The sequence below is a fragment of the Nocardia sp. NPDC047648 genome (assembly GCF_040642815.1).
GTDB classification, from domain to species: Bacteria; Actinomycetota; Actinomycetes; order Mycobacteriales; family Mycobacteriaceae; genus Nocardia; species Nocardia gamkensis.
On record NZ_JBEYSX010000015.1, the window covers coordinates 172,348 to 193,999 of the forward strand.

Sequence of the window (21,652 nt, forward strand, 5' to 3'; positions counted from 1 at the left end):
GCTGGGAATTTGCCGCTGACCGGATGGTCGATGTAATCGAGACCTCGCGTGATTTTCCTCACATAACTGGGGTGAACGGCGCTCGAAGTGTGCTCGCGGTACAAAGCGAGGCGCCGCGACCGAGACGAATCCCGGCCGCGGCGCCTCGGCTCAGCGCTGTGGTTCACACCCCGCGGGCGCGCTCCTCGTAGGCCTTGCGCTTGTCCGCGTCGACGTCCGCGAGGAAGGCGCGGCCGGACCCGAGCGCCCGGCCGATGCCGTCCCCGACCGCTTCCGGCAGCAGCCCGACGAACTGGGAGATGAACCCGGCCACCGCGGTCACCCTGACCTTCGACTTGGGTGCGACGATCAGTTTCGCCACGGCGTCGGCGATCTCCTCCGGTTCGGCCGCGCGCATCAGCTTGGGCGCGGTGACGCCGGAGCCCAATTCGGTGTTGGTCAGCGTGGGCAACACCGAGGAGAAGCGCACGCCGGTGCCGCGGTACTCCTCCCGCAGCGTGTCGGTGAATCCCAGCACCGCGTGCTTGCTGGCGTTGTAGGTGGCCAGACCCGGGATGTGGGTTTCACCGGCCAGCGAGGCGATGTTGATGATGTGCCCGCTGCCGCGCGGCAGCATCCGGCGCAGCGCCAGTTTGGAGCCCAGGATCACGCCATAGACGTTGATGTCCAGGATGCGCCTGGTCAGCGGATCCGGCTCGTCCACAAGCTTGCCGGTCGGCATGATGCCCGCGTTGTTGATCAGCACGTCGATCGGGCCGAGGGTGCGCTCCACCTCGTCCAGGAACCCGTCGAACGAATCCTGATCGGTCACGTCGAGCCTGCCGTAGAGCTCGAAGCCGCGTGCCGTGCCCGACTCCTTGACCGTGGTCTCGTCGATGTCGCCGATCGCGATCTGCGCGCCGAGCGCTTGCAGGGCGGTCGCGGTGGCGAGCCCGATGCCGCGCGCGCCACCGGTGATGACGACGACCTTGCCGCGGATCTGCTTCGCTTCGGTCACTTGTCGCTTCCCTTCAGCTTCAGCAGGGCCGGAAGGTCGAGGCGGCGCAGGCCGCGCGCCCCCGCCGCGCGCATCGCGCCGAGCGCGAACAGCAACTTGGGCATCGAGTACGGGTACCAGAACAGTTCCTTCTGCTGGGTCGGCAGGATCGGCGTGGTGATCGCCTGCTGACGGCAGTACTTGCGCACGCCGTTCGCACCGCCCCACCGGGCGCCGACACCGGACAGGCCCCAGCCGCCCATCGGCAGGGCATAGCTGAACAGGTTGGCGAAGACGTCGTTGATGTTGACCGCACCGGCGTCGAGTTGCCGGGCGATCCGCTCGCCCCGCTCCTTGTCGCCGGTCCACACCGACGCCGAGAGGCCGTAGACGGAATCGTTGGCCAGCCGTACCGCCTCGGACTCGTCGGCCACCTTCATCACCGGCAGCGTCGGGCCGAAGGTCTCCTCGGTGACGCAGGACATGGAGTGATCGACGTCCACCAGCACGGTCGGCTCGAAGGCGGTGCCGAATCCGGCCCGCTTGCCGCCGGTGAGGACCTTGGCGCCCGCCGCGACGGCCTCCTCGACGTGGCGTTGCACGATCGCCACCTGGTTCTCGTTGGCCAGCGCTCCCACGTCGTATTTGGAGTCGCGTCCGTCCAGGCCCTGGCGCAGCGCCTTGACGTTGGCGGTGAGCTTGGCGACGAACTCGTCGTACACCGGCGCCTCGACGTACACCCGCTCCACGGAGATGCAGACCTGGCCGGAGTTGAACATGCCGCCGAACGCGATGCCGTGCGCGGCGCGCTCGAGGTCGGCGTCGGCCAAGACGATGGCCGGGTCCTTGCCGCCCAGCTCCAGGCTGTAGGGCACCATCCGTTCCACGCAGGCGGCGGCGATCTTGCGGCCGGTCGCGGTGGAGCCGGTGAACTGGATGTAGTCGGCGTTGCCGACCACGGCCGCTCCGGTCGCGCCCGCGCCGGTGACCACCGCGAAGACCGGCGGCGCGCCGATCTCGGCCCAGCCCCTGGCCAGTTCGAGCGCCGAGAGCGGGGTCACCTCGGAGGGCTTGAGGATGACGGCCGCCCCGGCGGCGAGCGCGGGGAAGACGTCCATCACCGGCATGGCCAACGGGAAATTCCACGGTGTGATGACGCCGACCACCGGATAGGGCCGGTAGACCGTGGTCAGCCGCTTGACGCGGGCCAGCGGGCTGTGCGGCGCGGGGTGATCGTCGGCCAGGAACTTCGCCGCGCGACGGGCGTAGTAGCCGATCAGATCGGTCGCGAAACCGGGGTCGATCAGGGCGTCCACCCGGGGCTTCGCGGTTTCCGACTGCAATACGGTGGCCAGCCGGTCGGTGTTGTCGATCAACCAGTCCTGGAACTTCAGCAGCCAGACCTTGCGTCCTTCCGGGCCGATCGCCTCCCATTCGGGCTGATACAGCCGCAGTTCGCGGACCTTGGCCGCGACCGCGTCCGCGGTCTCGTCCGGCACCGTGTCGACGACCTCGCCCGTGCCGGGATTGCGCACCTCGATGACGGCGGGACCGTCCTTCTTCGCGGTCGTTTCGCGTGCCTGCGCCTCGGTCGCGGGCGCTGGTTCGGTGTTGGTCACTGCTGTTCTCCCACTGACGTTGTGTTGAACCGCGGTCTGCTGACTGCTGTGAGGCAGGCCACTGAACTATGATCGTGACACAATCCGAACCAAGTTTCTTGGCCCGTATTGTCAAGGAAACCAGGCAAATTTGTTTTCTTGGTACAAAGAATGGCGAATTATTCGTCGAGTCCGGAGTATCCGCCGAGCCCGAAGTATCCGCCGAGCCCGAGGAGAGCGCGATGACCAGTGGTCCGCCGCGGGGCGGCGCGGTCCGGCCGAGCCCCGCTCCCGACGAAGTGCGCGACTGGCTGGCCGAATACGTCTACGAGACGACACGCGCGGAAGCGCTGGAGCGGATCGTCACCCGGCTCGACGACGTGATCATCGCGCGCATCCCCGAACTCGCCGATCGCGATATGCGCCGCGACCTCGCGGCCAGCACCCGGGCGCACGCCAGGATCGTGCTCAGCCGCCTGGCCAGCGACGCCTTCGAGTTCTCGCTGCCGGAGGAGGCGCACGCGTTCGCGCGCAGCGTAGCCCGGCGCGGCTTCGAGCTGCGGCTGCTGCTGCGGGTCTATCACGTGGGCATGGAGGCGGTGCTGGACTACATGACCGAGGTCGTCGAGCAGCGGCAGGCCACGCCGGAACTCGAGCGCGTGGTGCTGCTGAGGCTGTTCGAGCGGGCCACGAAGTGGATCAGCACCTCGGTCGAGTTGCTCACCGACACCTACATGGAGGAGCGCGAGCAGGTCTTGCGCGCCGCGCTCAACCGGCGCGCCGAGACGGTGCGCGCCCTGCTGGACGGCGACGACGTGGACGTAGAGCAGGCGTCGGTGCGGCTGGGATACCGCCTGTCGCAGCGGCACCTGGCCTTCGTGTTGTGGACCGACGAGCCGACCGGCGAGGCCACCGGTGCGGACGCGGAGGCGACCGGGCTGCTGGATCGGGTCGCGGCGCGGCTTGCCGCGGCACTGGGCAGCGCGCGGGTGCTCACCGTCGCGTCCGGCGCCAGCGCGATGTGGGCGTGGGCGGGTACGGACGACGGAGAACACGGTGCCGAACTCGCGGCGCCGGGCGAAGTGGAGCGGCTGGCCGCGGTGCAGGTCGAGGCGCCGGTGCGGGTGGCGTTCGGCGTGCCCGCCGGGGGGATCGCGGGCTTCCGCCGCAGTCATCGTGAGGCGGTCGCCGCGCGGCAGGTCGCCGAGCGCGCCCCTGCGGGCGGCCCTCGGGTCACGGGCTATCGAACGGTGGAGATCGCCTATCTCGCCGGCGCGGACGAAGCGGCCATGCGCGGGCTGGTCGAGCGGGAACTCGGCGCGCTGGCCGGGCGTGACGCGCACGCCGCGCGGCTGCGCGAGACGCTGCACGCCTATCTGCGCAGCCAACGCAGCCCGGAGGCCACCGCGAAAGTACTCGGTGTGCACAAGAACACGGTCCGCTACCGCGTGCAGCGGATCGAACAACTACTGGGATATCCGATCGAGGAGCGTGGCCTGCCGCTGGAGATCGCGCTGGTGTGCGTCGCCGTCTACGGCACGGACGCCCTGCCCTGAACCGCCGGCTAGTCGCCCACGGCTTCGCGGGCGGCGATGCGGCGCAGCGGTGGCTCGGTGGTCGGCGCCACCCTCCGGTCGGGTAACTCGGCGAGCAAGGTGGTGGTCGCCTCTGCGATGGCCGCGACGGCCTTGTCGACGGCCGCTTTGGTGGTCGAGCTCAGGCCGGACACGCCACCGACCTTGCGCACGTACTGCAGTGCGGCGGCATAGATTTCCTGCTCGGTTGCGGCAGGTTCCAGACCACGCAGGACGGTGATGTTTCTACACATGCGAGCACACTAGCCCCAGATCACGACATGCGTCAGGACAAGAAGTCACCGAGGCCGAAATAGCCTCGACCGCTGGAGGCCCCAGGGTCCGCGCCACCGACATCGGCGCCATCCGCGAATACCGCGCGTCGGCCGCGCGGGATGGGGAACAATCGGGGCATGTCTTCGCGCGGTGTACCCACCTTGACGACCTTTCCGTACGCGGAGCTGGACGAGCGTGAGGAAGACCATTGGTCCGGCGCCGCGGTATCCGACGACGAATTGCGGGCGTTGGCCCTCGGCGCCTTCTACTCGGCGCGCTGGGACGCGTTCCACGACGCGCTGCTGCTCGGCCCGGAACGGGCGCATCCGCTCGGCGATCGGCGCGAACTGGCCATCGATACGCTCACCGGTGCGTGGGGCATCACCGACGGCACCGAGGCGCAGGCGTCGATGGAGCAGTTGCTCGACGGCATGCACGCCCCGCTCTACGCGCTGGTGCACCCCCTGGTGACGGCCTCGATCAACGCCAGCGAGCGCGATCGGTTCGGTGAGCGCGCCGACCGGCACCGGGCGTTCCTGCGGCAGGTCGGCGCGTTTCGGGGGATGGACAATCCGGAGGCGCTGGTCCGCGACTACGACATCTGGTCGCAGGCGATCAAGATCGGATTCACCGACCATCTGGCGCGGCCGCTGCCCAGCGACATCCACGCCTGGGATCTGGCCCGGGTCGTCGCGGTGGCCAGGATGGCCTACACGGCCGGGTACCTCGATGCCGACGTGGCCTGGGGTTATCTGGCCCGCGCACTGCCGCTGGCGCAGAGCAAGTACCGCAACTGGCGCCAGTTCGGCGACGCCTATCTCACCGGCTGGACCTATTGGCAGGCCTGTGAGGACCTGGCGGAGCTGAAGAACGGCGGCGTCGACCGCCGCAAGGAGTTGCTGCGTCTGTGGCTGCGCCCGACCAGCCCGTGGCGGCGGATCGCGCTGAACTCAGTTCCCGTCGGGGAGTGAGCGCAGGATCCCGCGGCCGTAGCGCTGGAACTGGGCGTCGTCGACCATGCCGAGGGAGTGCCGCTCGACCAGCAGTTCCCACTCCGAGTACAACTGGGCCACACCGGGATCGGCGGAGCCCGCGGCGCCGTCGGCGGACTCCCGGCGCACCGCGAAGTTCACCGCGCAGGTGACCCGATCGGTGTCGGCGCGGTCGGCGCCCGAGAAATGCAGCGTCCGGCTGCCGTCGTGCACCTCGATGCCGGTCGCGCCGCGTCCGGGGCCGATCTCGCCGCGGCCCGCGGCCGGGGTGTCGGTGACCCGTGCCCACACGACCACCGGAATCGGGAGTTCGTGCGCGTAACGGCCGTCGCCGATGGCGATGAACAGCAGCCGCGCCGTGGTCGCGGCGAGCAGGCCGGGACCGCTGCCCGCAGGCGGGTGCGCGACCGCGATCGCGGTCTCCAGGACGTACTCGTCCGGCGTCACGTAACGATGCAGAGCCGCTATCGCCTGCTTCGCGTCGCGGCGGGGAGACATCCTGCGAGTGGCCCGCTCCACGTCGGCGCGAATGGGACCGCCGCGGCTCCAGGTGGGCGCGGGTGGGCACAGATCCGGCGCCGCGACGTCGATGCGCTGGGTGGCCATGATCTGCGTATTGAGCCGGTCGACGATCTCGGTGGCCGCCGGAACGTCGTGTTCGGCGATCAGGACCGGCAGCGGGGTGCGGTCCGCGGGCACGCCGGTGAGCACGGGCGTCGGGTAGCGCAGATAGATCTCGATGACGACCGCGTCGTCCGCGCGCCGGTTCAGCCGGACCTTCAGCAGGTCGGAGACCGGGACATCGAGCACGCGCTCGCCGTCGGACCCGGGCCGCAGGACGATCAGCCTGCCACCGCCGTGACGCAGTATCGCTGTGGGTGTCCGTAACTCGACTATGTCCATACCCCCTGCGCTCGTATCTGGTCTGCGGCGCTCCCGGGGCCTTCGTGGTTTGCGAGCTACCGCCTACGTGCCCGTCGCTCGCGCCGCGATGTTGTGTCGTCGCTCACGATAGGCCGAACATGCCATGATTGTTGCCACTTGGAGGAAGCCGGACCGGAGACATCGGGAACCACCGTCGTTCCCCGGCCGTTTACCTCGTTAACTGCACCTGCAGCCGAACTGTGCGATGTATCGAGTAGACCGTACGCGGTAACGTGGCTTGTCCGCATCCGAACCCCGCGGAACCGGACGCGCCAGATGCATCGCTAGGCAAGAACCGGAGACACCGGAAAGGACTGGCCGCCCCGGCCGACGCTCTATGAACCGCAAGACAGTGTTTCGCACCCTGGCCATAGTCTCGGGCATTCTGCTCGTGATCTATGCGTTCAGCTATTTCGGCAACGACACGCGGGGCTGGAAGAGCGTCGATACCTCGGTTGCCCTCAGCCAGCTCGAGAACAAGAGCAACGTCCAGAACATTCAGATCGATGATCGCGAGCAGCAGCTGCGCATCGAGTTGAAGGACGGCAACGACGCCACCGGCGGGCAGAACAAGATCATCGCGAAGTATCCGGGCGGCAGCGAGACCTCCGCCCAGGTCTTCTCTGCCGTGAAGAACTCCGGCGCCCCGTACAACACGGTGGTCAAGCAGGAGAGCTGGTTCACCCAGATCCTGCTGTTCGTGCTGCCGATGGTCATCCTGCTCGGCCTGTTCATCTTCGTGATGGCCCGCATGCAGGGCGGCGGGCGCGGCGGCATGATGGGCTTCGGCAAGTCGAAGGCCAAACAGCTGTCCAAGGACATGCCCAAGACCACGTTCGCCGACGTGGCCGGAGCCGACGAGGCGGTCGAGGAACTCTACGAGATCAAGGACTTCCTGCAGAATCCCGTCCGCTACCAGGCCCTCGGCGCCAAGATCCCCAAGGGCGTCCTGCTCTACGGCCCGCCCGGCACCGGTAAGACCCTGCTGGCGCGCGCCGTCGCGGGCGAGGCCGGTGTGCCGTTCTTCACCATTTCCGGTTCGGACTTCGTGGAGATGTTCGTCGGCGTCGGCGCCTCCCGGGTGCGCGACCTGTTCGAGCAGGCCAAGCAGAACAGCCCCTGCATCATCTTCGTCGACGAGATCGACGCGGTCGGCCGCCAGCGCGGCGCCGGCCTCGGCGGCGGTCACGACGAACGCGAGCAGACCCTCAACCAGCTGCTGGTCGAGATGGACGGCTTCGGCGACCGCACCGGCATCATCCTGATCGCCGCGACCAACCGGCCCGACATCCTCGACCCGGCGCTGCTGCGTCCCGGCCGGTTCGACCGGCAGATCCCGGTGGGCAACCCCGACCTCGCCGGTCGCCGCGCGATCCTGCGGGTGCACTCGCAGGGCAAGCCGATCTCCCCGGACGCCGACCTGGACGGCCTGGCCAAGCGCACCGTCGGCATGTCCGGCGCCGACCTGGCCAACGTGATCAACGAGGCCGCCCTGCTCACCGCCCGCGAGAACGGTGCGATGATCACCGGCGAATCGCTGGAGGAGTCGGTCGATCGCGTGATCGGCGGTCCGCGGCGCAAGAGCCGGATCATCAGCGAGCACGAGAAGAAGATCACCGCCTACCACGAGGGCGGCCACACCCTGGCCGCCTGGGCGATGCCGGACATCGAGCCGGTCTACAAGGTCACCATCCTGGCCCGCGGCCGCACCGGCGGCCACGCCATGACGGTGCCCGAGGACGACAAGGGCCTGATGACCCGCTCGGAGATGATCGCCCGTCTGGTGATGGCGATGGGCGGCCGCGCGGCCGAGGAACTGGTGTTCCACGAGCCGACCACCGGCGCGTCCTCCGATATCGACCAGGCCACCAAGATCGCCCGTGCGATGGTCACCGAGTACGGCATGAGCGCCCGGCTCGGCGCCGTCCGTTACGGCCAAGAGCAGGGCGATCCGTTCCTCGGCCGCTCGATGGGCATGGGTTCGGACTACTCGCACGAGGTGGCGGGCGCGATCGACGAGGAGGTGCGCAACCTGATCGAGGCCGCGCACACCGAGGCGTGGGCGATCCTGAACGAGTACCGCGACGTGCTCGACGACTTGGCCACCGCGCTGCTGGAACGGGAGACCCTGCACCGCAAGGATCTCGAGCAGATCCTCACCTCGGTGCAGAAGCGCCCGCGCATCACCGCGTTCAACGACTTCGGCGACCGCGTCCCTTCGGACAAGCCGCCGGTGAAGACCCCGGGCGAGCTGGCCGCCGAGCGCGGCGAGTCCTGGCCGCCGGAGCCGGTCGCGGAGCCGGTGGCCGCGTCCGCGCAGCGCGAGCCGCAGCCCGCCAACGGATACCCGCCGCACGAGAGCGGTTACGGCGCTGCGCCGCAATACGGCCGCCCGCCCGCGTCGGGTGGTTACCCGCTGCCCCAGGCGCCCGCTCCGGCGTATCCGCGCCAGGGGACGCACGGTTCGCGGCCGGACTACGGCGCTCCGGCGGGATGGTCGGCTCCCGGCTGGCCGCCGCGGGACGAGCCGCAGCCGGGTCAGCCGGGCTGGGGCGAGCCACAGCAGCCGCGGCACGGCTACCAGCAATGGGGTCCGCAGGGTGGGCCCGAAGGTGGCTACGACCGGGACGGGTACGGCGATCGCGGCGGCTACGACGAGCCGCGCCGAACCAATCCGAACGGTGAGGGCGACAACGGCGATTGGGATGGACCGAACGGTCGTCACTGAGCGGTGACGATTAGGCTCGTCCATCGTGGGGGTGCCGAGAAATTGCCGGCGCCCCGGGAGTTTGGAGGTGTCCTCGATTGTCGGCGAACGAGCATGGCGGTGGTTACATCCTCGCCGAACCGGACAGTGCTGAACACAACGGTGTCGACATCGGCGTGACGGAGCCCGGCCCCGTCGCATTGGAAACGGGCAGATCATTCGATCAGGCGCGGGCCGAAGCCGCGGTACGGGAATTGCTGCTCGCCGTCGGCGAGGACCCGGATCGGCCCGGCCTGCTCGAGACGCCCGCCCGGGTCGCGCGCGCGTACCGGGAGACCTTCGCCGGGCTCTACGTGGAACCGGATTCGGTGCTCAACACCACGTTCGACGAGGGTCATCAGGAACTCGTGCTGGTCAGGGACATCCCGATGTACTCGACCTGCGAGCACCACCTCGTGTCCTTCCACGGCGTCGCCCACGTCGGCTACATCCCCGGCCCACACGGCCGGGTGACCGGCTTGTCCAAACTCGCCCGGCTGGTCGACCTGTACGCCAAGCGCCCGCAAGTGCAGGAGCGGTTGACCAGCCAGATCGCCGACGCGGTGATGCGCAAGCTGGACCCGCGCGGTGCGATCGTGGTGATCGAGGCCGAGCACCTGTGCATGGCGATGCGCGGCATCCGCAAGCCGGGCGCGAGTACGACCACCTCCGCCGTGCGCGGACTGCTGCAGTCGAACGCCGCCTCGCGCGCCGAGGCGCTCGATCTGATCCTCCGGAAGTGAGTGGTCCCGCGGTGTCCGAACCGAGCGGCGCGCAGCGCGCGGCGACTGGTGCGACCAGGCAGGACACCGCCGCGGCGCGGCCGGAAGCGGGATCGACCGCGCCGGTGCGCGGGTTCGCCCGCGCCGGACGCTCCTGCGTCGTGATGGGCGTGGTGAACGTCACCAGTGATTCGTTCTCCGACGGAGGCCGATACCTCGATCCCGAATTGGCCATCGCCCACGGTGTGCGGCTGCACGCCGCGGGCGCGGACATCATCGACGTCGGCGGCGAGTCGACCAGGCCGGGCGCGGTCCGCATCGATGCGGCGACCGAGGCCGCGCGGGTGGCCCCGGTCATCCGCGGCCTGGTCGCGGCGGGCGTACCGACCAGCGTGGACACCATGCGCGCCGCCGTGGCCGCCGCGGCGCTCGAGGCCGGGGTGTCGGTGGTGAACGATGTCTCCGGCGGCCGCGCCGACGCCGACATGGTGCGGGTGGTCGCGTCCGCGCGGGTCCCGTGGATTCTCATGCACTGGCGGGCCGGCGCCGACTACCGGCACACCGGACCGGCGGACCATTACGGCGACGTGGTCGCGGAGGTGCTCGCCGAACTCACCGCGCAGGTGGACCTGGCCGTGGCCGCGGGCGTCGACCCCTCCCGGCTGATCCTCGACCCCGGTCTGGGCTTCGCGAAGAACGCCGAGCACAACTGGGCGCTGCTCGGCGCGCTGCCCGAATTGGTCGCGCACGGGCTGCCGGTCCTGATCGGCGCGTCGCGCAAGCGTTTTCTCGGTTCGCTGCTCGCCGACGAGGCGGGTCCGCGCCCGCCGGACGGCCGGGAGACGGCCACCGCGACCATCTCGGCGCTGGCCGCGCTGCACGGCGCGTGGGGCGTGCGGGTGCACGACGTGCGCGCATCGCTGGACGCCATCACGGTCACCGACGCGTGGCAGAATGCCGCACGGCAGCGCGCCGCACAGCACGACACCGCCCGACCCAGTGCGCAAGGAGCTCGACGATGAGCCGGTCCCCCGTCCACGCCGAACACGAGGCACCGCCGCGTGATCCGGTGATCCGGCGCGGCGCCGACCGCATCGAATTGCGCGGCCTGCGCGCCTACGGGCATCACGGCGTGTTCGAGCACGAGCGCCGCGACGGTCAGGAATTCCTGGTCGATCTGACGGTGTGGGTGGATTTCGCGGTGGCCGCCGCGTCCGACGATCTGGCCGCCACCGTGGACTACGGCGCGCTGGCCGGGCGTGCGGTGCGCATCGTCGAGGGCGAGCCGCGCGATCTCATCGAAACGGTGGTGTCGGAGATCGCCGACGACGTGATGACCGATCCTCGGATCAGGTCGGTCGAGGTGGTGCTGCACAAACCGTCCGCGCCGATCCCGCACACCTTCGCCGATGTGCGGGTGGTCACCTCCCGGCACCGGGGGGAGCCCGCCGAATGAGCGAGCTACCTTGCGGCACGGCCACTTTCATCGTGCCGGTTGCCGGGGAGGCACGCCGATGACCCGTGCCGTGCTGTCCATCGGTTCGAATCTGGGCGACCGGCTCGCGCATCTGCGCAGCGTCCTCGACGGGCTCGGCCATCGCGTGCTGGCCGCCTCTGCCGTGTACTCCACGGCGCCCTGGGGTGGTGTCCCGCAGGCGGATTACCTCAATGCCGCTGTGCTGGTGGAGGATCCGGCCTTCAGCTGTGCGGACTGGCTGCGTCGCGGCCAGGAGCTGGAGCAGGCAGCGGGCCGAATTCGCGAGGTGCGCTGGGGCGCACGCACACTCGACGTGGATGTGGTGTGGTGCGCCGAACTGCGCGGCGGGCAGCCCGTCGCGTGCCGCAGCGCCGACCCGGATCTGTTGCTGCCGCATCCGCAGGCGCATCGGCGTGCTTTCGTGCTGGTGCCGTGGCTGGACGTGGCGCCGGACGCGGTGCTGGAGGTCGACGGCGTGCCGCATCCGGTGGCGGATCTGCTCGCGCGGCTCGATCAGGCCGAACGCGCCGGGGTGCGTCGCACCGAGTTCTCGCTGACGGGCGAGGCGTCGTGAAACTGAAGCCGACCCGCATCCTCGACATCGTGGCGAACGTGCTGATCGCCGCGCTCGTCGCGTGGATCGCCACCCGCGTGGCCTACGACAGCTTCCCGCCGATCTCGATCTTCGCGGGCGCCTCGCTGTACCCGGTGGCCGCGATCGAAGCCGTGCTCGCTTTCGTCATCCGGGCGCGGGTCAACGACCACGAGATCGGCGACGGCCGCCACCAGTTGCATCCGATCACCGCGGCCCGCGCCGTCGCGCTGGCCAAGGCGTCGGCACAGGTGGGTTCGATCGCCGCGGGAATCTGGCTCGGTTTCCTGTGCTGGGTCCTCCCGCAGCGCGGCACGCTGCGCGCGGCCGCCGCCGACAGCCCCGGTGCGATCGTCGGGATGCTGGCGGGCGTCGCTTTGGTTGCTGCGGCCCTGTGGCTGGAGTACTGCTGCCGGGCGCCGGAGGATCCAACCGACGATGCGGCAACTACGTAGCTAGTGTCCCGGATCGAATCACAAAACGGAATCTGGGCTCTGCACGACCTATTGGCTACCCTGGCTGGCATGGTTTCACCCTCCCGTAGCAGCACTTCCCGTCGACAGCGGGAGGACGCGGGAAAATTATTCGTCGGTGTCTTGATCTTGCTCGGTCTGGTTGCCAGCGTTTTCCTGATCTTCAGTAACAGTGTCGAGTTCGTACGGGTAGGTCTGGTCGCGGCGCTGTGGGCCGCGGCGATCGGCGCTCTGGCTGCGACGAAGTACCGCAAAGAGGCGACGATCGACAAGGCGAAGGTCCGCGATCTGCAGACCGTCTACGAGTTGCAGCTGGAGCGGGAGGTCACCGCGCGGCGCGAGTACGAACTCGGCGTCGAGGCGCGGGTCCGCGAGGAAGTGGGTGCCGACGCGGCCGAACTCGCGGCATTACGGGCGGAGCTCACGGTGCTGCGGCAGAGCTTGCAGCGGCTGTTCGACGGCGATCTGCCGACGGATCGCCCGGCGTTGCGCGCCGACGCGACCCGGATCCAGGAGCTGACCAGCTCCGGGACCGAATCCGGGAACAATAGCTCCGCGAATGCCGGGATGTGGTCGGTCTTCGCCGACCAGCAACCGCGTAGCAGCATGACGCCGATCTTCGAGCCCGATCATCCCGAGCCGCCGGTCTTCGCCAGCCCCTTCGACGATCCGGTCACCGCCGAGACCGCGATCGTCTCCGTCGACGACGACGCCGAGCAGGCCGACGCGGAGCAGGCGCACCACGCCGGGCCGCGCGGCTGGGCGGATGCCTTCACCGAGACCGCGGAGGAGCCGCGCGACGAGCCGCCCACCCGCCCCGCTACCCGCCCGCAGCCGACCCAGGAACCGCCCGCACGGCCCGCGTCCGCGCCCGCCATGGGCACGCCGAGCGCGCGCAGGCGGCGCAGGGCCGAGAGCGACGACGAGACGCCCTCGCGCCGTCTCTCGGTCGCGGAGATCATGGCCAACCTGCAATCCGAGGAGCGCGAACGCCGGTGACCCGTGCCGGGCCGTGACTCGGCACTGCGGCCTAGATCACGCGGGCACCCCGTGGCGGCGGCGAACCGCCTGCCGATATTCTCTTGGCGTACCGTCCGGTACCCGCATGGCGGGACTGGAACGACATCGAGAGGACAACGTTGACCTCGAGAAGCGTGAATTCCGACAACGCTGCTTCGGGCTACGACCCCGCGCCCGCACGCCTGACGGTGGGAATCGTCTCGGCGGGACGCGTGGGCTCGGCATTGGGCGCCGCACTCGAGCGGGCCGGACACGTCGTGTTCGGCGTCTGCGCGATCTCCGACGCCTCGGTGCGCCGTGCCAGGACCCGGCTGCCCGATTCGGAGATCCTGCCGGTCGAGCAGGTGGCCGCCCGCAGTGAGCTGCTGCTGCTCGCCGTGCCCGACGCCGAGCTCCCCGGCCTGGTCCGCGGTCTGGCAGGCGCCGGAGTGGTCCGGCCGGGCACCATCGTGGCGCACACCTCCGGCGCGAACGGCGTCGGCGTGCTCGCCCCCTTGGCCGAGGTCGGCGCCCTTCCGCTGGCCATCCACCCGGCGATGACCTTCACCGGTCACGACGAGGACGTGGCCCGGCTGGGCAACGCGTGCTTCGGTGTCACCGCGGCCGACGAGGTCGGCTATGCCATCGCGCAGTCGCTGGTGATCGAAATGGGCGGCGAGCCGGTTCGCATACCGGAGCAGCACCGGCCGCTGTACCACGCCGCGCTCGCGCACGGCAGCAATCACCTGGTCACGGTGATCGTGGACGCGGTGGCCGCGTTGCGCGCCGCCCTGGCCGGCCCCGGCCTGATGGGGCAGCAACTGGTCGACGAGCAGCCCAACGGCTTGGCCGAGCGTCTGCTCGCCCCGCTGGCGTCGGCGGCGCTGGACAACGCGTTGCGCCGCGGCCAGGCCGCGCTGACCGGCCCGGTCGCCCGCGGCGACGCCGACGCGGTGGCCGCGCACCTGGAGGCGCTGGCCGCTGTCGATGCCCGGCTGGCCGAGGCCTATCGCGCGCTGTCGCTGCGCACCGCTGAGCGGGCAGGCACCGCCCCCGCCGTAATCCAGCTCCTGGAAGGACGCTGATGTTCGACTCGAAATTGCGCGGTGCCTACCGGCCCGGCGTGCTGACCGTGCACCACGATCCCGCGGTACTCGGGGCGGTGTCCGCCGCCCTGCGCGGCGTCGGCCGCACCGTCGCGCTGGTGCCGACCATGGGCGCGCTGCACGAGGGGCACTTGGAGATCGTGCGGCTGGCCAAGCGGACCAACCAGGTCGTCATCGTGTCGATCTTCGTCAATCCCTTGCAGTTCGGGGCGAACGAAGACCTGGACAAATACCCCCGCACGCTGGACGCCGACGTCGAGCTGTTGCGCGCCGAGGGCGTCGAGCTGGTGTTCGCGCCGAGCGTGTCCGACATGTACCCGGACGGTCCGCGCACCACGGTGCACCCGGGTCCGCTCGGCGCGGAGCTGGAGGGGGCCAGCCGCCCGACCCATTTCGCGGGCATGCTCACCGTGGTCGCCAAACTGCTGCAGATCGCGCGGCCGACCGAGGCGTTCTTCGGTGAGAAGGACTATCAGCAGCTCACCCTGATCCGGCAGCTGGTCCGCGACCTGAATTTCGACGTGAAGATCACCCCGGTGGTCACCGTGCGTGAGCCCGACGGCCTGGCCCTGTCCTCGCGCAACCGCTACCTCGACCCCGTGCAGCGCGAAGCGGCGCTGGCCCTGTCGGCCGCTCTGTCGGCGGGCAAACACGCGGGCGGTCTCGGCGGCGACGCGGTTCTCGCGGCCGCCCGCCAGGTGCTCGACGCCGCGACCGGCGTGGACGTCGACTACCTGGAGCTGCGTTCGGCCACTCTGGGGCCCGCCCCGGCCACCGGCAACGCCAGGCTGCTGATCGCGGCCCGGGTCGGCGCAACCCGGCTGATCGACAACATCGCCGTCACGCTCGGCGCTCCGATCGACGGCCACCCGACCGTCGCCGGTTCGCGGCCCGCCGCGAACTCCTCCCAGCCTGTCGCGGCGGTGTCCGACCCCGCCGTCTTTCCTTCCGCGAACTAGAAAGGTTCGACGCAATGCTGCGCACCATGATGAAGTCGAAGATCCACCGTGCCACCGTGACGCACGCCGACTTGCACTACGTCGGCTCGGTCACCGTGGACCAGGACCTGCTCGACGCCGCCGACCTGCTGGAAGGCGAACAGGTCTGCATCGTGGACATCGATAACGGCGCCCGCCTGGAGACCTATGTCATCGCCGGTGAGCGGGGTTCCGGGGTGATCGGGATCAACGGCGCCGCGGCTCACCTGGTGCACCCGGGCGACCTCGTCATCCTGATCGCCTACGGCCAGCTGAACGAGCAGGAGATCGCCGAGTACGACCCCAAGGTCGTGTTCGTCGACGAGCGCAACCGCCCGGTCGAACTCGGCTCGGACCCGGCGCACGCGCCGGAGGGTTCGGGCCTGACCTCGCCCCGCTCGCTGTCGTTCGTCTGAGGAGCGGCGACCAGGACATGCTGCTGACCATCGATGTCCGCAACACGAGTATCGAACTCGGCCTGTTCTCCGGATCCGGGGAGCATTCGAAACTGGTGCGGCACTGGCGAATGCACACCAATCCGTTGTTGACCGCCGACGAATTCGCCATGCAGGTGCGCGGGCTGGTCGGCGCGCAACTGGACGAGGTGATCGGCGTCTCAGCGCTTTCCACGGTGCCGCCCGTGCTGCGCGAGTTGCGCGGCATGCTCGGCCAATACTGGGGCCACGTTCCGCACGTGTTGGTGGAACCCGGTGTGCGCACGGGGATTCCGCTGCTGGTGGACAATCCGAAAGAAGTCGGCGCGGACCGCATCGTCAATTGCCTGGCCGCCTACCAGCGCTATTCCGCGCCCGCGATCGTCGTCGATTTCGGCACGGCGATCTGCGTGGACCTGGTGTCGAAGAAGGGCGAGTTCCTGGGCGGGATCATCGCGCCGGGTGTGGAGATCTCCACCGAGGCCCTGGTGGAACGCAGTGCGCTGCGGCGGGCGGAGTTGACCAGGCCACGTTCGGTGCTGGGGAAGAACAGCATGGAATGCATGCAGTCCGGCGCGGTATTCGGTTTCGCCGGGCTGGTGGACGGCCTGATCGATCGCATTCGCGACGAGTTCGACGCCTTCGCGGGTGATGACGTCGCCGTGGTGGCGACCGGGGCGACCGCACCGCTGATCGTCCCGGAATCCGAAACGATCGACGACCACGATCCGCACCTGACGCTGACCGGTCTGCGACTCGTATACGAACGCAATCAGCGGCGCAAGGGAAGTGTCTGATATGCGCGGTGTCGGATTCGTCGCAGGCCGGGCACTTGTCGACACCGCGCCGTCTGCTGTTAAACTCCCTCTCGTGACCTTCTACGCGAGCACCCAGGAGTGTTGTCGAGGCTGACGTGCCTCGACCGATCGAGGCTGAGTTCCCGCCCTCGACCGTTACCTTCCTCCTGGAGATTCGCTCATGCGTTCTTCTGTCCTTTCCCTTTCTTCCGCGCGTACCGCGCTGTCGGCTACCCCGCCGGTGGAACGCTCGGTGGCACCCGCCCTGCCCACCCGGCTGCGCCCTGCCGATCTGCTGCGGCTGACCGACGAGGGCGCCGAAGACGTGCTGGCCGGGCGATACGACCATTTGCTTCCCGCCGGGGGGAAATGGCCGGAAAACGAGCGCTGGGCGACCAGGCTGCTCACCGACGACGAGGTCGACGTCTGGCTGATCAGCTGGACGCCGGGCAAGTCGACCGAGCTGCACGACCACGCCGGATCGCTCGGCGCGCTCACCGTGCTCAGCGGCGCGCTCACCGAATATCGCTGGAACGGAACGGAACTGCGTCATCGCGTACTCGCGGCGGGTGATCAGGCCTCGTTCCCGATCGGCTGGGTGCACGACGTCATGCGGGCGCAGGCCGCCGTGCCGGGCGCCGTCGATTCCGCCGGTCCGCTCGATCCCACGCTGAGCGTGCACGCCTATTCCCCGCCGCTCACCGCCATGTCGTATTACGAGGTGACCGGGCACGGCACCCTGCGGCGCACCCGAACCGTCCTCACCGACCAGCCCGAAGGTGATATGTGATGACCCGTTTGACCATCGATCAGATGCTCGAGAACGCACGGGCCCGCCTCGACCGGATCTACGCCTTCGAATTGCCGGAAGCCGTCGAGCGCGGCGCCATTCTGGTGGATATCCGGCCGCAGGCGCAACGCGGACGTGAGGGCACCTTGCCCGGCGCGCTGGTGATCGAGCGCAATGTCCTGGAATGGCGGCTGGACCCCACCAGTTCCGCCCGCCTGGCGCTGGCCGCCGATCACGACGTGGAATGGATCGTCGTCTGCTCCGAGGGATATACCTCCAGTCTGGCCGCTGCCGCACTGCAGCAACTCGGGCTGCACCGGGCGACCGATCTGGTGGGCGGCTATCAGGCGTTGAAGGCGGCCGGTCTGTTGCACGTCGCCGTCGGGGCGCCGCACTTCGCGCGCGAGGCCGAAGCGCTCGCCTTGCTGTAATTCCCGCCGACACTTCCATCTCGAAATAGCCGGGCGCTCAGGTAGTTTCGCACACCACATGATGCGCACCGGCTATTTCGCGTCTGTAGAACGCCGGTGCGGACGTCCCGGACGGGGCGTCGCATCGATACCGTTTCGTTACTCCGGGCCGGAGTACGGGCGGCCCGCATAACGATTTCCGATGCACGCTAGGGTTGTTCGATGTGAGCACCCCGAACTCTGCATCTTCCAGCGCATCGACATCGGAATCGCGGCCCGCCGTGTCGCCGGCCGCCGACGATGCACCGGAGCAGATACGGATTCGCCGGGAGAAGCGGGAGCGGCTGCTCGCGGACGGTGGCGAGGCCTATCCCGTCGTCGTGCCGCGCACGCATACCCTGGCCGAAATTCGGGCCGCATATCCGGACCTCGCCGCGGACACGGCCACCGGGCTACAGGTGGGCGTCGCCGGGCGCGTCATATTCCTGCGTAATACCGGCAAGTTGTGTTTCGCGACACTGCAGGAGGGTGACGGCACCAAGCTGCAGGCGATGATCAGCCTGAACGGGGTGGGTACGGACGCCTTGGCCGCCTGGAAGGCCGACGTGGATCTGGGTGACTTCGTTTTCGTGCACGGTGAGGTCATCTCGTCGCGGACCGGGGAACTGAGCGTCATGGCCGATTCCTGGTTCATGGCGGCGAAGGCCCTGCGGCCGCTGCCGGTGGCGCACAAGGAGATGAACGAGGAATCACGGGTACGGCAGCGTTATGTCGACCTGATCGTGCGTCCGGAGGCCAGGGAAATGGCCCGTACCCGCATCGCCGTGGTGCGCGCGCTGCGCAACGCGCTGGAGCGCAGGGGCTTCCTGGAGGTGGAGACGCCGATGCTGCAGACGCTGCACGGCGGCGCGGCGGCCCGGCCGTTCGTCACCCATTCCAACGCCCTCGACATGGACTTGTTCCTGCGCATCGCGCCGGAGTTGTTCCTGAAGCGCTGCGTGGTCGGCGGCTTGGAGCGGGTCTTCGAGATCAACCGGAACTTCCGGAACGAGGGCGCGGACTCCACGCATTCCCCCGAGTTCGCCATGCTGGAGACATACCAGGCATACGGCACCTATGACGACTCGGCGGTGATGACCCGGGAATTGGTGCAGGAAGTGGCGCAGGAGGCGTTCGGCACGCAGGTGGTCACCCTGGCCGACGGTACCGAATACGATCTCCGCGGCGAGTGGGCCGTCGTCGAGATGTACCCTTCGCTGTCGGATGCGCTGGGTGTGCCGGTGACTCCGGAAACGTCGGTCGCCGAATTGCGCGTACTCGCGGATCGGGTCGGTCTGGAAATTCCGGAGGGCAAGGGCTACGGCCACGGGAAACTCGTCGAGGAACTCTGGGAACACCAGTATGGCGACAAGCTGTACGCGCCGACTTTCGTGCGCGACTTCCCGGTGGAGACATCCCCGTTGACCAGGCAGCATCGTAGTACGGCAGGGGTCACGGAGAAGTGGGATCTCTATGTGCGCGGCTTCGAGTTGGCCACGGGCTATTCGGAGTTGGTCGACCCGGTGATCCAGCGAGAGCGGTTCGTCGATCAGGCGCGGCTCGCCGCACAGGGTGACGACGAGGCGATGGTGCTGGACGAGGACTTCCTCGCGGCGATGGAGCACGGCATGCCGCCGACGACCGGAACGGGTATGGGAATCGATCGGTTGTTGATGGCGCTCACGGGATTGGGAATCCGAGAAACGATACTGTTCCCAATTGTGCGTCCGGTCACCCGGTGACCACTGGATTGCAAAGCAGCGACTCCGTCTTGGAATTTCCGGAATTCGGGGTATTCTTGCCTCGGGTAATCGGCCTAGTATGCGGGTCGCACGATTTCGAGAGGACGTTCATCTCATGGCAAAGAAGGTCACCGTTAGCCTGATCGACGATGTCGACGGTGAGTCCATCGCGGACGAGACCATCGAGTTTGCGATCGACGGTGTGTCGTACGAGATCGACCTGTCGTCGGCAAATGCGGCGAAGCTGCGCGACGGTTTGGAGGAGTGGGTTTCGAATGCGCGCCGGGTGAGCGGCCGGCGCCGGGTCAAGGCCGCCGCGGCCGCCGCGGGCACTCCGAAGAGCCGGGTCTCGATCGATCGGGAACAAAGCGCCGCAATTCGGGAGTGGGCGCGCCGGAATGGACACAAGGTGTCCGCACGGGGCCGCATCTCCGCCGACATCACCGACGCGTACAACAAGGCCGCGAAGGGATAGTTATTTTTCGGCCGCCGTCCCGGCGAATCGTGCGACGTCGGGGCGGCGGTCTTGTTTGTGATAGGGCTTCGATATGGCAACGAGACCGGATCACACGGTGGCCCGTCCCGGCGGATGAATCGATCTTGCTCGTGGTACCGGGACGCGGCACCATGGAAGCGTGCGACGGTCACTGGCGGTATGGAGAGGTGAGGTATCGGCGCAGTGACAGGATTCGTCGGATCATTCTTGCGGTTCACCGATGATGCCGGTCGGCAGCAGGAGTTCACGCTCACGCCGGATCGCGGCCGCGTCACCATCGGCCGCTCCCCGCATGCCGATCTCGCCCTGAGCTGGGACGCCGAGGTCTCCCGGCTGCACGCGGCGGTCGAATACCTGGGTGCGCACTGGACCATCGTGGACGACGGCCTCTCCCGCAACGGCACCTTCGTCAACGGGGACCGGCTCGTCGGCCGCCGCAGGCTGATGGCCGGCGACGTCATCCGGGTCGGCACCTCGCGGGTGTCGTTTCACGACTTCGGCGCCGTCTCCGACGACATCACCCGTACCTCCACCGGCTCGATACCCACGGCGCGGTCGCTCACCGATACGCAGCGCTCGGTGCTGGTCGCACTGTGCAGGCCGTACAAGCACGGCGCGGGTTTCGCCACGCCCGCCTCCAATCAGCAGATCGCCGAGGAGCTGTTTCTCAGCGTCGACGCGATCAAGACCCACCTGCGCGCCCTGTTCGCCAAGTTCGGGGTGGAGGATCTGCCGCAGAACCAGAAGCGGGTGCGATTGGCGGGGCTGGCCATGCAGAGTGGGCTCATTTCCGATCGGGACCTGTGAGACCTCCACCGTAGACGCTCGCTTAGCGCATCGAGCTTCTCGGCCATGGAGAGTCCGGGCGGTAGCCGCTTGACTTGGAGGTACCCGGGCCGGAGCGACGACTCCGGCGGGTTTTTCGAGCAGGAGGAACTCTCATGACCGCCACACGTCTCGCCGCACTGGTGTTCGCCACGCTGGCGACGGGCCTGATCGCGGGCCTTTTCTTCGCGTACGCCAATTCGGTGATGCCCGCGCTGGCCCGCACCGACGATCGCGCCATGATCGACGTGATGCAGAAGATCAACGTGGTGATCATCAACCCGTGGTTCATGATGGCGTTCCTCGGCACGGTGGGGTTCACCGTCCTGGCGGCGGCGCTGCACCTGGGCCGGGAGCACCGGAGCACGCTGATCTGGATCGTGCTCGCGCTGGTGCTCAACGTTGTCGCCTTCGGGGTCACCTCCGGGTTGAACGTCCCGCTCAACGACCAGCTGGCCGCCGCGGGCGACCCGGGCTCGATCGCCGACCTCGCCGCGGTGCGCGCCGATTTCGAAGCGGCCTGGGTTCGGTGGAACATCGCGCGCGGCGTCTTCCACACGCTGGCCTTCCTGGCGCTGTGCGGTGCGCTGTTCGTCGCGGGCATCCAGCAGGGCAAGGCCTCCGCGGCGGCCCCGGGCCGGGCGGTGGCAGGCCAGTACGTCGCGCCTGCCTTCGGTCAGAGCTAGA

General features: G+C 68.8%; 23 protein-coding genes. 19 read left to right on the forward strand and 4 right to left on the reverse strand.

The window, feature by feature from the left end; all coding sequences use genetic code 11:
- Window positions 1–163: 163 nt before the first annotated feature.
- Window positions 164–997 carry an SDR family oxidoreductase gene (locus ABZ803_RS27900; RefSeq protein ID WP_357043717.1) on the reverse strand — a complete coding sequence of 278 codons (834 nt, stop codon included), beginning with the start codon at window positions 995–997 and terminating at the stop codon, window positions 164–166.
- Complete coding sequence (locus ABZ803_RS27905) at window positions 994–2,595, reverse strand: aldehyde dehydrogenase family protein (protein ID WP_357043719.1); 1,602 nt, start codon at window positions 2,593–2,595, stop codon at window positions 994–996. The genes ABZ803_RS27900 and ABZ803_RS27905 overlap by 4 nt, the downstream gene beginning before the upstream one ends.
- A 221-nt stretch (window positions 2,596–2,816) precedes the next feature.
- On the opposite strand from ABZ803_RS27905, the gene ABZ803_RS27910 reads away from it, so the two are divergent.
- A complete protein-coding gene (locus ABZ803_RS27910) occupies window positions 2,817–4,130 on the forward strand; it encodes a helix-turn-helix domain-containing protein (protein ID WP_357043721.1) in 1,314 nt (437 codons plus the stop codon).
- Between the two features lie 8 nt (window positions 4,131–4,138).
- On the opposite strand, the gene ABZ803_RS27915 is transcribed toward ABZ803_RS27910, so the two are convergent.
- Entirely contained in the window at window positions 4,139–4,402 is a 264-nt protein-coding gene (locus ABZ803_RS27915) for a DUF2277 domain-containing protein (RefSeq protein ID WP_357043723.1), read from the reverse strand.
- A gap of 159 nt (window positions 4,403–4,561) precedes the next feature.
- Here ABZ803_RS27915 and ABZ803_RS27920 point away from each other — a divergent pair, with 159 nt between their 5' ends.
- Window positions 4,562–5,395 (forward strand): DUF1266 domain-containing protein, encoded by an 834-nt coding sequence (locus tag ABZ803_RS27920; protein ID WP_357043725.1) that lies wholly within the window; start codon window positions 4,562–4,564, stop codon window positions 5,393–5,395.
- Here the strand turns inward: ABZ803_RS27920 and ABZ803_RS27925 are convergent.
- On the reverse strand, window positions 5,375–6,319 hold the full coding sequence (locus ABZ803_RS27925; RefSeq protein WP_357043727.1) for a hypothetical protein: 945 nt from the start codon (window positions 6,317–6,319) through the stop codon (window positions 5,375–5,377). The genes ABZ803_RS27920 and ABZ803_RS27925 overlap by 21 nt on opposite strands.
- A 358-nt stretch (window positions 6,320–6,677) precedes the next feature.
- On the opposite strand from ABZ803_RS27925, the gene ftsH reads away from it, so the two are divergent.
- The 17 genes from ftsH (at window position 6,678) to ABZ803_RS28010 (ending at window position 21,651) form a co-directional block, all read left to right on the forward strand.
- Entirely contained in the window at window positions 6,678–9,068 is a 2,391-nt protein-coding gene (gene ftsH, locus ABZ803_RS27930) for an ATP-dependent zinc metalloprotease FtsH (protein ID WP_357043729.1), read from the forward strand.
- 149 nt (window positions 9,069–9,217) lie between these two features.
- Window positions 9,218–9,829, forward strand: coding sequence for a GTP cyclohydrolase I FolE (gene folE / locus ABZ803_RS27935; protein WP_357043799.1), 612 nt, complete (start codon window positions 9,218–9,220; stop codon window positions 9,827–9,829).
- 143 nt (window positions 9,830–9,972) lie between these two features.
- A complete protein-coding gene (folP, locus tag ABZ803_RS27940) occupies window positions 9,973–10,830 on the forward strand; it encodes a dihydropteroate synthase (protein ID WP_357043801.1) in 858 nt (285 codons plus the stop codon).
- The gene (gene folB, locus ABZ803_RS27945; RefSeq protein ID WP_357043731.1) at window positions 10,827–11,264 is read left to right on the forward strand and encodes a dihydroneopterin aldolase; all 438 of its coding nucleotides are present in this window, start codon (window positions 10,827–10,829) and stop codon (window positions 11,262–11,264) included. Before folP ends, folB begins: the two co-directional genes overlap by 4 nt.
- A 58-nt stretch (window positions 11,265–11,322) precedes the next feature.
- Entirely contained in the window at window positions 11,323–11,859 is a 537-nt protein-coding gene (gene folK, locus ABZ803_RS27950; protein WP_357043733.1) for a 2-amino-4-hydroxy-6-hydroxymethyldihydropteridine diphosphokinase, read from the forward strand.
- Window positions 11,860–11,861: 2 nt separating this feature from the next.
- Window positions 11,862–12,332, forward strand: a complete 471-nt coding sequence (locus ABZ803_RS27955) for a DUF3180 domain-containing protein (RefSeq protein WP_357043803.1) — start codon at window positions 11,862–11,864, stop codon at window positions 12,330–12,332.
- Between the two features lie 69 nt (window positions 12,333–12,401).
- Window positions 12,402–13,349 carry a DUF6779 domain-containing protein gene (locus ABZ803_RS27960; protein ID WP_357043735.1) on the forward strand — a complete coding sequence of 316 codons (948 nt, stop codon included), beginning with the start codon at window positions 12,402–12,404 and terminating at the stop codon, window positions 13,347–13,349.
- A 155-nt stretch (window positions 13,350–13,504) separates the two neighbouring features.
- The gene (locus ABZ803_RS27965) at window positions 13,505–14,434 is read left to right on the forward strand and encodes a DUF2520 domain-containing protein (RefSeq protein WP_357043736.1); all 930 of its coding nucleotides are present in this window, start codon (window positions 13,505–13,507) and stop codon (window positions 14,432–14,434) included.
- Window positions 14,434–15,414: a pantoate--beta-alanine ligase gene (gene panC / locus ABZ803_RS27970; protein ID WP_357043738.1), complete on the forward strand. Its 981-nt coding sequence runs from the start codon at window positions 14,434–14,436 to the stop codon at window positions 15,412–15,414. The genes ABZ803_RS27965 and panC overlap by 1 nt, the downstream gene beginning before the upstream one ends.
- A 14-nt stretch (window positions 15,415–15,428) precedes the next feature.
- Window positions 15,429–15,848, forward strand: coding sequence for an aspartate 1-decarboxylase (gene panD / locus ABZ803_RS27975; protein ID WP_040773236.1), 420 nt, complete (start codon window positions 15,429–15,431; stop codon window positions 15,846–15,848).
- Window positions 15,849–15,865: 17 nt separating this feature from the next.
- Window positions 15,866–16,663, forward strand: coding sequence for a type III pantothenate kinase (locus ABZ803_RS27980; RefSeq protein ID WP_040864536.1), 798 nt, complete (start codon window positions 15,866–15,868; stop codon window positions 16,661–16,663).
- 181 nt (window positions 16,664–16,844) lie between these two features.
- Window positions 16,845–17,453 (forward strand): cysteine dioxygenase family protein, encoded by a 609-nt coding sequence (locus ABZ803_RS27985; protein WP_357043741.1) that lies wholly within the window; start codon window positions 16,845–16,847, stop codon window positions 17,451–17,453.
- Window positions 17,454–17,461: 8 nt separating this feature from the next.
- Window positions 17,462–17,884, forward strand: a complete 423-nt coding sequence (locus tag ABZ803_RS27990; protein ID WP_062974757.1) for a rhodanese-like domain-containing protein — start codon at window positions 17,462–17,464, stop codon at window positions 17,882–17,884.
- A 260-nt stretch (window positions 17,885–18,144) separates the two neighbouring features.
- Window positions 18,145–19,644 carry a lysine--tRNA ligase gene (gene lysS / locus ABZ803_RS27995; protein ID WP_357043743.1) on the forward strand — a complete coding sequence of 500 codons (1,500 nt, stop codon included), beginning with the start codon at window positions 18,145–18,147 and terminating at the stop codon, window positions 19,642–19,644.
- Between the two features lie 115 nt (window positions 19,645–19,759).
- Window positions 19,760–20,119 (forward strand): Lsr2 family protein, encoded by a 360-nt coding sequence (locus ABZ803_RS28000; protein WP_040864538.1) that lies wholly within the window; start codon window positions 19,760–19,762, stop codon window positions 20,117–20,119.
- Between the two features lie 204 nt (window positions 20,120–20,323).
- Window positions 20,324–20,947, forward strand: a complete 624-nt coding sequence (locus ABZ803_RS28005) for an FHA domain-containing protein (protein ID WP_357043745.1) — start codon at window positions 20,324–20,326, stop codon at window positions 20,945–20,947.
- 134 nt (window positions 20,948–21,081) lie between these two features.
- Window positions 21,082–21,651 carry an anthrone oxygenase family protein gene (locus ABZ803_RS28010; RefSeq protein WP_357043747.1) on the forward strand — a complete coding sequence of 190 codons (570 nt, stop codon included), beginning with the start codon at window positions 21,082–21,084 and terminating at the stop codon, window positions 21,649–21,651.
- Window position 21,652 lies beyond the last annotated feature (1 nt).